The sequence below is a fragment of the Parabacteroides sp. CH2-D42-20 genome, assembly GCF_003670185.1.
GTDB lineage: Bacteria > Bacteroidota > Bacteroidia > Bacteroidales > Tannerellaceae > Parabacteroides > Parabacteroides distasonis.
In genome coordinates this window covers 1-12,707 of the sequence record NZ_RAYG01000006.1, presented here as the reverse complement: position 1 = coordinate 12,707, position 12,707 = coordinate 1, and the positions used below count along the sequence as shown (strand labels likewise).

The window sequence follows — 12,707 nt, the reverse complement described above, 5'->3', positions numbered from 1 at the left end:
AAATGAGTGACTCTATTCTAAAATTCGCGAATAAGCTGGAGATACGTTATTCCTTTAATAATAAATCCAATTATATGGATGCCATGACCAAGCACCGGTGTGAGAAGGAGATTCTTACGCTGATACGTTCCTTGGCGGATATGCTGGACGTGAAGCTGACGGTTTACAACGAGCCTTACGATAAGGAGGGTGGTTTCCGTGAGAAGCTGGGCGTGGCTGGGGAGAGTAGCCGCTCTATCTCTATCGTGTTGAACTTGGTGATGCAGATATTGACCCGTCCTTCCTTGTCGGTAGGTGGACAACCGCTGATGGATCGTACGCCGGCGGACGAGGAGGAGATGCAGCGTGAGCTGTTCAAGTTACGCCGTGAACTACGGCTGAAGACTCCGGGGGCTACGCCTTCACACCGCTTGATCGACCTGTTGAACGCCTCGCCCCGTTTCTGTAAGTGTAAGTCTAATTTCTACGAGGCTTTGAAAGGGTATCCGAAGGTGACGAAAATCTCGGTACGTGAGTTGAACGAGAAGGATCGCAACCGTTCCGGTTCGCTGGAGGTGAAACGGGACCAGTTCGATTATTTTATCTTGCGTAGCGACGATCTGCCTACGGTCAAGGATAATAAGGCCACGATAGAGATCATCTCGCCGGTACTGAAAGATAGTAAGTATCGGTGGAAAGGTATCTACAACAAGGGAGGCGAGACGATCGATTTCTATATGCAAGATGAGGATTTCAAGAAACAGATGTTCGAGGACAAGATCTCGTTCACGAGCGGTATGTGCATCGATTGCGTCTTGGAGATCGCTCGCCGTCTGTCGGAGCTAGGAGAGGTGGTCAACGTGAGCTATACCGTGACTACGGTGATACGTACCCGTTTCGATAAGATGGAGATCGTCACCCCTCAAGGCAAGCGGCATCTTCGTAAACTGGAAGCCGCGAAGAAACAGCTTACGCTGGATTTGTTCGGCTAATCCGACAGCGGTATTCCCATCGCTCCCAAACACTACCGTGTTCCCACCTGAACACAGTAGTATTCATCAGCGAACACAATAGTATTCAATCCCGGACACAATAGTCTTTTTGCTTTGAATACTATTGTGTTTTTTCGTAAGGACGGGCAGCCTATACGTGTGTATATTTCCTCGGGTAATTGAATAAGATCGCCAATAAGGCGCCTGCTCCCAATAGATACGGGTAGTAAAGATATTGCATGATCTCGATAGGGGAGACATGCCCGAGTCCGGCGGCCATCAACATCTGGGCGCCGTAGGGGATGATTCCCTGTACGAAGCAAGAGAAGATATCCAATAGGCTGGCGCTGCGGCGGGGATCTATCTTGAACCGGTCCGCTATATCCTTGGCGATCGGGCCGGCCATGATGAGGGCGATCGTATTGTTGGCCGTGCAAAGGTTGGCGAAGCTCACCAAGGCCGCTATGCTCATCTCGGCCCCCTTGGAGGAATGGATGCGGGAGGTAAGCTTGCGGATGATCCAGTCGATACCCCCGTTATAACGGATCATCTCCAACATGCCTCCTGCCAGAAGCGTCACGATAATCAGCTCGCCCATATTCGTGATACCTAGTCCCATGGAGGCGTTCCAGCCCCAGATATCGAAGCTGCCGGTCCACAGACCTACTATACCGGACAGGACGATCCCGATGAATAGCACCAGCATGACATTGATCCCGCAAACGGCGGTTACCAATACCACCAGATAAGGGATCACCTTGACCCATTCGATCGGGGCCGGAGCGTAAGCGTTCTCCACGCCGCTTCCCACCAGCACGTATATCAATCCGGTCAGGATCGCTATCGGGAGGGCGATACGGATATTCACCTTGAACTTATCGGACATCTGGCAACCCTGCGTGCGGGTAGCTACGATGGTCGTATCGGATATGAACGACAGGTTATCGCCGAACATGGCGCCGCTTACCACGACACCCAGCATAAGGGCGTCCGGCATCCCCGTCTTGTCCGCTATACCGACGGCTACCGGGGCCAAGGCCACGATCGTGCCCACCGACGTACCTACCGAGATGGATATGAAGCAAGCGGCTAGGAAGATTCCGGCCGCCAACAGGTTACCGGGCAGGATGGACATCGCCAGATTCACTGTAGCGTCTACGGCACCCATCGCCTTGGCGGTCTGCGCGAACGCCCCGGCGAGGATGAAGATCAATACCATCAGCATGATATTGCTGTTGGCCGCCCCCCGGCAGAACTGCTCGATACGGTTGCTTAATTTGCCTCCCTTGGAGATCGCTATCGCTACGATCGAGGAGATGACGAAGGCTACCGTTATCGGCATCTTATAGAAATCTCCCGCCACGATAGATACCACCAAATAAGTCAATAAGAATACCACCAGCGGCGTCAACGCCCATGCGTTCGGTCTGCGTTCCAACTCCCCCATTTAATTTTCAATTTTCAATTCTCAATTTTCAATTCTCAAAAGGAGAACCGCAGCGCTATACGCACGCCCCCCTTCTTGATATTCGGTTGGTCCAGATACGTCAAGCGGCGGTAATAATCGATCCGTAATATCTTGAAGATGTTCTCCAGACCTACGCTGGCCTCCAGGTAAGGCGTACGGCCCATCGGCGAGGTTCCCTCGGGGAAGCGGTATAGTCCCGTCGGGTCCAAGGCCGGGTTATTCTTATCGGTCAGTCCTCCGTAGAAACCGCTGAACGATATCACCTCACGCAAACGTAGCCACTTCACGCCGGGAATACGGTTTAAGATCCATCCCTTCATATAATACGTGAAGTAGAACGAAACATACTGGTCGCTTACGAACTCCAGCGCACGCATCATGTTGAAGGCTTGCGGCTGGATCGTGATGGACTGGTTGGTATTCGGCATGATGAGCAAGGGGAAAGGGACCTTGTCCCATACCTTGCCCGCCGTCACCAAGGCGTCGATATGTCCGAAGGAAGAGAGCCAGATCCGTTTCTCGGCGCTGATCTCCGTATGGTTGTAGTTGAAGTCGCCCCCCAACACGTTCTTCAATCCCATCTGATGGGATAGCTTGAATACAGGAGCGTCTTTCGAGAGGTTGAAAAGAGAGTTCTTACCCTCTCGTCCGTTATAGGCACGCTCGCCCGGGGCGAAACGAAGCTGGGCCCCTAGCTCCGTGTTGGTGAAACTCTTTAGGTTCGTCAATGTCCCGTCGGCGTTGTAACGGTCGTAGCGGAGCGTTCCGGCCGCCTCGTTGTTCTCGTTCCGCGCCCAAGTGGTAAGGGTCAGGCCATTCAGCCATTCCTTCTGGTACTGGAGCATGGTCTTGCGGATGTATTGCATCATGGTGACGGGCTCGCCTACCTTCCATGCCACGAACATATTATCCTTGCTGGTGAAGAGGAAGTCCTGACCGGGCGTATATACGTCGTACTCTTGGATCGCGGAGATGTTGTTCACCGGGCTTTCTCCCTCGTGATATTTCTTCTTGTTCACGCTATACGTCAGCTTGGCGTTATACTTTAGCTTACGGTCGTTTACGCCATAGGCCAGATAACCGCTACCGAACCAGTGCGGGTTGAGGTTTGCCGTCGTCATACCTCCCACACGCATGCGGAAGCCCTCCAGATGGTTGGCGCTGAAAGTGGTATTCATCGGTCCGAAATCGAACTTGCTCTTATCCTTGTCCGCCGTGGTCGGGATATAACCGGTGATCAATATCTCGGCGGTCTTGATGATCACGTTGAAAGCCGGTACCTTGCGAAGTTGCGCCAGCAAGTCGTCCAAGGCGCTCTCTTTCTCTTTCAAGGGGACATGGCGGTTGTGTATCCAGAAGGTGTCGGTCTGGGCGGTGGCTTCGGGCAACTCATGGATCGGACCGAGAAGGCCGAAGATCGAGTCGGCGTTCTGCACGTCGAACTGATACTTATCGAAATTCCTTAGCTGGTGGGCATAGAGCTGTTGCGCCCCTTTTACGATATAGAAATTAACGTAGGTATTCTCGTTGGCGAGCACCCAAGTGCTATCCGGCATCCGCTTGAACTCTTGCTCGATCCGGAGCTTGTCCACCCAGTTGAGGTTGATGTTCGCCGGGGTGTTCAAGAGGAATTTCTTGACGGCGTAATTACCGTCCAGCGTGATGTACAAGCGGCCCGTGAAACCATAGCTCTGGCTGTTTACGGGCACGAAGGCGAGATCCACACATTTATCTCCGGCAACGTCCACCGTATCCATGATATAATATTTGTAATAGGTGACGGCCAGCGTGGAAGACAGCGGGCTCACGAAACGGTTCAACAAGATATTGATATTGTTGTCGAAAATATTGACGCCCTTGAATATCTCCTCAAGGTTGGCGGTGATGGCGCCTCCATCGTCCAAGGTCTTGTCGATACCCTGCTGGCGCTTGGCCTTGGTGATCGTCTTCTCCGCCTTGGGATGTTTGCGGTAGTATTGGTCGGAGATCGTCTCACGGACGGAGATCGTCAGGATCGGTTTCCCGTTGAACTCCGAGGTATCCAGATAGTTCTTGATGAACTTGAATTTCTTCAGGAACTTATTCTTCTCGAGATTGGGGTTGAAGTCGTCCAGCGACATGCTGAGCTTCTCGTACACCTCGCTTTGGTACTCGTCCTTCGCCTCGATGCGGTTGTCGTTCTTATGCTCTATGACTTTCTTGATCAGTTCCACGGCGGGGTTGTCCTTGCGGGAATATTTCTCACGTTTAGGCTTGACGACTACCTCGGCAATCTCGAACGAGGTAGGCCGGAGGAGCACGTTGAGGGCGTTGTTCTTTTGCCCCGCCTTTAGGTTTACGACCTTATTGTCATATCCAAGCGAGGATACGACCAGCCGGGTAAGCCCTTTGTCATTCTGGAGGCTGAAAGCCCCGTCATCGTCGGTCATCGCCCCGATCGTCGAGTTCTCGAACATGACGGATACGTAGGATAGGGGTTCCCCGCTTACGGAGTCTCTCACGATTCCGGACGCGGAAGTTATGCTCTGGGCGTATAGGACGGAAATGCCGGTCACGAATTGTAACAGGACTAGCAAAGTGATATAGCGAATAGATCTTATCATGTAAATGTCTCGTTATTCCTTCACGGATAATACTGTTGGCAAAGGTATGTTTTTTTCGTGGGAGGGAGGGGGGAGAGGCTATTAATAATCATTAATCACCGGGTTTCCCACCGCTCGATGGGAAACCCGGCGGTAGAAAACGCGAGCTTCATTATTTAACGAAAAAGATCTTCATTATTTTATATCTCTGATGGCGAGTCGCTGTCGGTAGCGGGCTTGTCGCCTTCTTGTTTCTTGGCGGCTGCGGCCCTCGCCTGCGCTATGCGTTGGTTGTAGAGGGCGTTCGTCTCGTCGACCAGCGCGTTGAGGCGGTTGATGAAGGCGGCGGTCTCTTGAGTGGGCTTCACCACGCTTTGCGCGAAGGCGTAGGTGGACATCTCGTCGTATTCCTCGTCCATGCGTAGGCGGATTTTCTTGGCGCTCTCTACGGGGTCGTCCGCCTTGGCGTTGGCGCGTTGCTCGGTGAGCGTGGCGTATTGCTTGTTCTTCTCTTTCAGCGCTGCTACTACTTCGGTGAGGTTGATCGCCGCCAGCGCCTCGGGCATCCCGGCCTTGTCGAGGTCTACCAGCAAGCCCTCGATGGCGGCCGTCTCCTGCAAGTTGGCGAGGCGCGCGGCTCCGATGTAGGGCTTCACGGGAAGGTATAGCTTCTCGGCCGCCGTGCGTTGCGCCGCCAGCGGGCTTTTCGTCATTTGGGTAATAGTGGAAGTAATGAAGATCAAGAGATCATCCCTCTCCTTGTCGAGGGCGGACATCTGCGCGGTCTCCTCGCTGGCCGAGGATTGGTTCACGGCGTCGGTCAGCAGGGCGAAATCGGTGGCGAAGGCCGTACGAAGTTCTTGGGGGATGCCCAGCGGGTCGTTCGGGTCGAAGCTGATCTCGTCGGGAGATTCCGAGTCGCCTCCGCCACCCGCGAGCAGGTTCCCGTAGCGGGCCATGAAGGTTCGGTACTCGGCGTTGTTCAATCTCTGTAAATAAATAATATTCACCTTGGTTATTTTTTCCATATCTGAAAATTTTAGGAGGATCGCTAGATCCGTTTTACAGTGCTAAAGGTATGATAATTTTGGGATCCAGCCACCAAAACCTATCGCATTTTTCATATATTCGGGCTTACATCGGGCATGAAATGGAATTTCAATTTTGAAATGGGGCCTACATTGGGTGCGAAACGGAATTTCAATTTTGAAACTGGGCTTGCATTGGACGCGAGGTGGAATTTCAATTTTGAAATGGGGCTTACATCGGGTGCGAGGTGGAATTTCAAATTTGAAATGGGACTTATATCGGGCGCGAGGTCAAATCTGTAAAAAATGCGAGGCCCAACCTTGGTGGCCGGGCCTCGCCGATAAATCATTTCTTCTTGATCACGATGATACGCGTGCCGCCCTCAGGCTGTACCAGATCCCCGATCTGCTTGCCATTGTCATCTAACGTAGGAACCAAGAACGGATAATATTCCGGGTTGTAATACTGCTTCGTGCTTAGGGAGCCTTCTCGGGGGTGCATGGAGTAGGCGAGCACGCCGCGTCTCTACAACGCCTCCTTGTTCCACTTGTTCTGCGGGTTCTTCCCCTCGGGGGTATAGAGCTGGGCGATACGGGCGGCGTAGGCTTTCTCTACCTTGCCCCGGACGATCTTCATGGTGCTGTTTACCATGCCGTTTTGCTCGGTGAAAGGCTCGGGGAGGATGGCGAAGGTGGTCGGCAACCAACGATCAGGGAACATACTAGACAGGTCGCCTCCCTTGCGGAAACGGTCGATCTGGCGCTGGATGATACGGATGGCCTCTTCCCGGCCTTGATCGCTCGTGAGGTCCAGATTCTGGTGGGCCAGATGCTTCCTCAACCGTTCTTTGTTAGGGACCAACAGGGCGGTCGTGTACGGACTCTGGTTATTGTACAGGATCAGCTGGTCGATGCAAGAGGAATGCTCTACCAAGGCCTCCTCTATACCCTCCGGACTGTATTTCTCCCCGTCGCTTCCGATCAGCAGGCTCTTGAAACGCCCCAACACATAAAGAAGCCCGTCACGCATATATCCCATATCCCCGGTGTACAGCCAACCCTCCTTTACGGTATCGGCCGTCGATGCCGGGTTCTTCCAGTAGCCGGCCATCACGTTCTCTCCCCGGATGACGATCTCGCCCGTCTCTCCCGGAGGAAGTACGTTGCCGTCCATGTCGCAGATCTTTAGGTCGAGAGGCCGCACCAATACGCCGCTACTGCCGAAGGTATGGCGGCGGGGGCCGTTGGTCGAGATGATCGGTGTCGCCTCGCTCAGCCCGTATCCTTGGTACATCGGGATTCCCAAGGCGTAATAGAACTTCTGCAAGTCCTTATCCAGCAAGGCGCCCCCTCCGATAAAGAACTTCAGCTCGCCCCCGAAGTTCTCACGGACTTTCGCGAACAATAGCTTGTCGAACAAACGGACCAGTGGCTTCAAGAGGACGCGGAAACCTTTTCCTTCCTCCTCGTCGCTATCCCCATTATAGATATAACCGATCCGTAAGGCTAGGTTGAAAAGGCGGACGGCGTTCTTGCCTCGCGCTCGGATACCTTGCTCGATATTCTTCTTGAAGTTCTTCGCCAAGGCGGGGACGCTCAGTATCAGGTACGGCTTGAACTCCTTTATATTGATAGGGATATTCTTCAAGGTCTCCATACCGGTACGCCCTACCTGCACGGTAGCTACCGAGGCTCCCTTCGACATGAAGATGTAGAATCCTACCACGTGGGCGAAGCAATGGTCCAGCGGGAGTATCACCAACGTACGCCACGTATCGTCTATATCCACGCAAGTGAGCGCTTGCTCCACGTTCGCCGTATAGTTACGGTGGGTGAGGATCACGCCTTTCGGATCGGCGGTCGTGCCGGAGGTATAGGTGATGGTGGCGTAATCATCGTTGCCCAGCGATTGCCCGATCGCCAAGAACTCCTCTATCGGATGAATACCCAGATAGACCTTCCCCATCCGGCGTATCTCGGACAGCGACATCTCACGGTCTTGGTATTCAGCTTGCTCATCGAGTACGATGATCTTCCGTACGGCGGGGAGCTGATCCTTGATCGCCCGGATTTTCTTGAGTTGCTGGCCCGATACCATGATATATTTCACGTCGGCGTGGACGAGACGGAACAGGAGGTCGTTCGCCTCCTCCAGCTTGATCGATAGGGGCACGTTCGTCGCCCCGGCGTAGAACATGGCCAGCTCGCCGATGATCCACGCGTTGCGCCCTTCGCTCAGTAAAGCCATATTATCCCCCTTTCGCACACCCAGCGATATGAGGCCGGCGCCTTCCTCATAGACGAGGTCGCGAACCTCGGCGTAAGTGGTTGGCTCGAATCGCTTGCCCGTCTTCTCCCATAAAAAAGGATTACTCGGGAATCGCTTGGCTGAACTCTCAAAAAGGTCTATAATCGTTTTCTTTTCCATATCTTTTCGTGTTTGTAAGAGGATGTGTCAAAAGTTGGTTGAGTTTATTTTTTCCATCTCTTGCAGGTAGCCGCATGCCGCTTCCACCGTAGGGACGTTCTTGATCACGATGCTTCGCTTGCCATTCTGCTCCCGGAGGTTGCATTCACGGGGATGCTTTTGGATGAAGCCCAGCAGCTTGCCGAACGCCTCGCTTTGGTAATACGGGCTGTCCGGGTTATTCACCAAGAAGAGGCTCATCTGCCCTTTCTTCAGGATCACCTTCTCCATACCCAGTTTCTTGGCCATACGACGGAGGCGCACGATCCGGATCAACTCCTTGCCCTCCTTCGGTATCTTGCCGAAGCGGTCTTTCAGGCGCTCCGTAAAGGCGAGGATGTCACGTTCCTCCTCCATATTATCCAACTCCCGGTATAGGGAAATACGTTCCGAGTCGTTGGGGATGTAGGTGGGAGGGAACATCAATTCCAGATCGCTCTCGATATAGGTCTCCCGGACGTACTCGCTGCCCGTATCCCGGTGCCCTTCGGCATTATCGGCGTAAAGATCGGCGAATTCCTCGCTTTTCAACTCGTCTACCGCCTCCTCCAAGATCTTCTGGTACGTCTCATAGCCTAGGTCGGCGATGAAACCGCTTTGCTCGGCGCCTAGCATGTTCCCGGCTCCCCGGATGTCGAGGTCTTGCATGGCGATATGGATACCGCTACCCAGCTCGGAGAAGTTCTCGATCGCTTGCAACCTGCGCCGTGCCTCCTGCGTCAGCGAGGTGAGGGGCGGGGAAAGGAGGTAGCAGAAGGCTTTCCGGTTGCTTCGTCCTACCCGTCCGCGTAGCTGATGGAGGTCGCTAAGCCCGAATTGCTGGGCGTTGTTGATGATGATCGTATTGGCGTTGGGCACGTCGATGCCGCTCTCCACGATACTGGTAGCGATCAATACGTCATACTCATAATTCACGAAATCGAGGATGATCTTTTCCAGCTTCTCCGGCTCCATCTGCCCGTGCCCCACGGCTACCCGTGCGTCGGGGACTTCTCGCCGTACCAAGGCTTCCATCTCGTAAATGTTCTGGATACGGTTGTTGATGAAGAATACCTGCCCGTTCCGGCTCATCTCGAAATTGATCGCTTCCCGGATGATATCGGGATTGAAACGCTCCACCTCCGTCTGCACGGGATAACGGTTGGGCGGTGGCGTGGTGATGCTGGAAAGGTCCCGGGCCCCCATCAAGGAGAACTGTAAGGTACGGGGGATCGGGGTGGCCGTCATTGTCAAGGTGTCCACGTTCACCTTCATCTGCCGAAGCTTCTCCTTGACGGATACCCCGAACTTCTGCTCCTCGTCGATGATAAGCAAGCCCAGATCCTTGAAACGTACATCCTTGCCGACGATCCGGTGGGTGCCGATCAAGATATTCACCTCGCCCTCTTTCAGCTCTTTCAAGGTAGCCTTGATTTGCGCGGCCGTACGGGCCCGGCTGATATAATCGATCTTGCAAGGGAAATCCTTCAAGCGCTCACAAAACGTCTGGTAATGCTGGAAAGCCAGTACGGTGGTGGGTACCAACACGGCCACCTGCTTATTGTCCGATACCGCCTTGAATGCCGCGCGGATAGCCACCTCGGTCTTTCCGAAACCAACGTCTCCACAAATCAACCGGTCCATCGGACGGGTACTTTCCATATCCGCCTTGACCTCGGCGGTAGCCTTCATCTGGTCCGGCGTGTCCTCATAGATGAAGCTGGCTTCCAGCTCATGCTGCATGAAGCTGTCCGGCGTGTAGGCGAAACCCGTCTCTTGCTTGCGTTTGGAATAGAGGAGGATCAAGTCCCGGGCGATATCCTTCACCTTCGCCTTGGTACGTTCCTTCATCTTTTCCCAAGCGCCTGTGCCGAGCTTGCTCAACTTAGGCGGCTCGCCGCTCTCTTTCCCCTTGTATTTCGATAATTTATGCAGGGAATGGATGCTGACGAAGATGATATCGTTATTCTGATAGATCAATTTGATGGCCTCTTGCATCTTACCGTTCACCTCGGTGCGTACCAATCCTCCGAACTGTCCTACGCCATGATCGATATGTACGATATAATCCCCCTGCGAGAACTGGTTCAGCTCCTTGAGTGAAAGGGTGATCTTTCCGCTTCGTGCCTTATCGCTCTTCAAGTTGAACTTGTGGAAGCGGTCGAACAATTGATGGTCGGTGAAAAAGCAGATGCGTAGCGTATCGTCGGCGAATCCCTCGTGTATCGTGCGGTTTACGGCGGTGAAAGGGATATTGTCGCCCCTATCCTCGAAAATCATCCGGATACGGTTGGCTTGTTTCTCTTGATCGCTCAATATATATAACGTATAACCCTCGTCGAGGTATTTATGGAACGACTCGCTCACCCGGTCGAAATTCTTATGATAGATCGGCTGCGTTTGCGTAGAGAAGTGGATGGTAGCGTCCGCCGTTCCCATCGGCCGTGCCCCGAAATGGATGCGACGGAAATCCAAGACCTCCCGTAGGAAGTCCTCGCCCCGGACTAATTTCTTCCGCATCTGGTCGATATCGGCGAAGGATTCCTCGTCGGCTACCACCGGATCGTCGTTCCATACGCTTCCGATGCGCTCCTTGCACCATGCGAGATCTCTCGCCGCTATGCAGGTGTTCCGGGGAAGGGAGCCTAGCAAGGAAGTACTATCCTTGGCGTTCTTGCTCATCTCCGGTACGATATAGATGCTGTCCAGCTTCTCCTTGCTGAGTTGCGTCTCCACGTCGAACGTACGGATGGTCTCCACCTCGTCGCCGAAAAAGTCGATACGGTAGGGAAACTCGTTGGAGAAAGAGAAAACGTCGAGGATACTGCCACGGAGGGCGTACTGCCCCGGCTCATATACATAGTCGACCTGCTCGAAGCCATACTCGTCCAGCACGTCGGAGACAAACATATTATCCAGCTTCTCGCCCACGCTGATCTTTAAGGTATTCTCCTTCAATACCTCCCGGGCCACGACTCGTTCCGCCAAGGCGTCCGGATACGTGACGATCACGAAAGAGGCGTCCGGGTCTTGCAACCGGCTGAGTACCTCGGTGCGCAGGATCTCGTTCGCCGGATCGACATGCCCGTACTTGATGGCCCTCCGGTAAGCGGATGGGAAGAAGTATACCTCATCGCTGGCGGTAAGCTGCATCAAGTCGTGATAGAAATAGCCGGCTTCCTCTTGGTCGTTCAACACGCACACATAACTTCCCCTTCCTTTCGTAAAAAGAGAGGCGATCGTCATTGCCGGACCCGAGCCATTCAGTCCCTTTAGGAATATATTGCGGGACGTATCGTTTTTCAGTAAGGTGTCCAGCGCCGTCACTTGCGGGTGAGCGGCATATAGTTTCAATAATTCTTGTACTTCCAAAGCGAAATCTTGTTTCCGCAAAGGTAACCTTTTTGCTTAAGTTTTTATAGGTGTTCGTCCGGTTTCTTTCTTTATCAAGTAACTAATCCTTGATAAAGACGACTATTGATATTGGTAAATCCGTAAATGTGGTAAGAGAATCTGTAAATTTGCTAAGTGGCTATAGAACGGACTCATCTATCTTTGCCATCCTCTGCGCAAGAAATTTTCTGATAGACGGAGGCGCAACGGCTTCATTCTTTTACGGCTCTCTAAAACCACAGCGATAATTCGAGTAGGGGATTTTGGGGGAAATGCTTTTGGGCCCCCTGAAAAAGGGAGACTTATCGTATATTTTTATGTATGTTCTAGTTCCTTGCCGTATGATTCTGTAAAAAGTCGTACGTGTTTCCCGAAAAACATGTACGACTTTTCAAAAAAACACGTACGTGTTTTTCGAAAATGATAATCGTCTTTTTAAAATGTTAGTATCCAATTATTTATGTATTCATGTCATTTGCATACTTATTGTATGGAATAGTTTAATAAATTTCCTCTATCTTGATATAAAAATTATCTGTTTGACAGCTACTTATACTTGCCGTATCTTTGTGGTACAAGAAAAGCAAAAAGTATAACAAATTAAAAAGTAGCAATTATGAGAACATTAGATTATATCCACTTAGACGCATCAGCGGTAAGTAACGTAGTAGCAAGCTTGAAACAATTATTGGCGGACTACCAAGTATTCTATACGAACCTTCGTGGTTTCCACTGGAATATCAAGGGACACGGTTTCTTCGTTCTTCATGGTAAATTCGAGGATATGTACAACAACGCTGCCGAGAAGGTTGACGAGTT

General features: G+C 52.4%; 8 protein-coding genes. 2 read left to right on the top strand and 6 right to left on the bottom strand.

The genetic code is table 11. The features are described from left to right. Window positions 1–2: 2 nt before the first annotated feature. Entirely contained in the window at window positions 3–971 is a 969-nt protein-coding gene (locus D7V92_RS05345; RefSeq protein WP_005857787.1) for a hypothetical protein, read from the top strand. A gap of 151 nt (window positions 972–1,122) precedes the next feature. Here D7V92_RS05345 and D7V92_RS05340 read toward each other — a convergent pair whose 3' ends face one another. From D7V92_RS05340 to mfd, 6 genes are all read right to left on the bottom strand, one after another. Next, the gene (locus D7V92_RS05340) at window positions 1,123–2,418 is read right to left on the bottom strand and encodes a Na+/H+ antiporter NhaC family protein (RefSeq protein ID WP_121772446.1); all 1,296 of its coding nucleotides are present in this window, start codon (window positions 2,416–2,418) and stop codon (window positions 1,123–1,125) included. Between the two features lie 35 nt (window positions 2,419–2,453). Beyond that, window positions 2,454–5,042 (bottom strand): DUF5686 and carboxypeptidase-like regulatory domain-containing protein, encoded by a 2,589-nt coding sequence (locus D7V92_RS05335; protein ID WP_009017228.1) that lies wholly within the window; start codon window positions 5,040–5,042, stop codon window positions 2,454–2,456. Between the two features lie 179 nt (window positions 5,043–5,221). Continuing rightward, on the bottom strand, window positions 5,222–6,049 hold the full coding sequence (locus tag D7V92_RS05330) for a DUF6261 family protein (RefSeq protein WP_121772445.1): 828 nt from the start codon (window positions 6,047–6,049) through the stop codon (window positions 5,222–5,224). A gap of 346 nt (window positions 6,050–6,395) precedes the next feature. Continuing rightward, window positions 6,396–6,551, bottom strand: coding sequence for a hypothetical protein (locus tag D7V92_RS22040; protein WP_162613644.1), 156 nt, complete (start codon window positions 6,549–6,551; stop codon window positions 6,396–6,398). A gap of 24 nt (window positions 6,552–6,575) precedes the next feature. Then, window positions 6,576–8,477, bottom strand: a complete 1,902-nt coding sequence (locus tag D7V92_RS05320; protein WP_121772443.1) for a long-chain fatty acid--CoA ligase — start codon at window positions 8,475–8,477, stop codon at window positions 6,576–6,578. 27 nt (window positions 8,478–8,504) lie between these two features. Continuing rightward, complete coding sequence (gene mfd, locus D7V92_RS05315) at window positions 8,505–11,867, bottom strand: transcription-repair coupling factor (protein ID WP_121772483.1); 3,363 nt, start codon at window positions 11,865–11,867, stop codon at window positions 8,505–8,507. A gap of 637 nt (window positions 11,868–12,504) precedes the next feature. Here mfd and D7V92_RS05300 point away from each other — a divergent pair. Next, window positions 12,505–12,707 (top strand): Dps family protein (locus tag D7V92_RS05300; protein WP_147441516.1); only part of this gene is annotated, 203 nt, incomplete at its 3' end.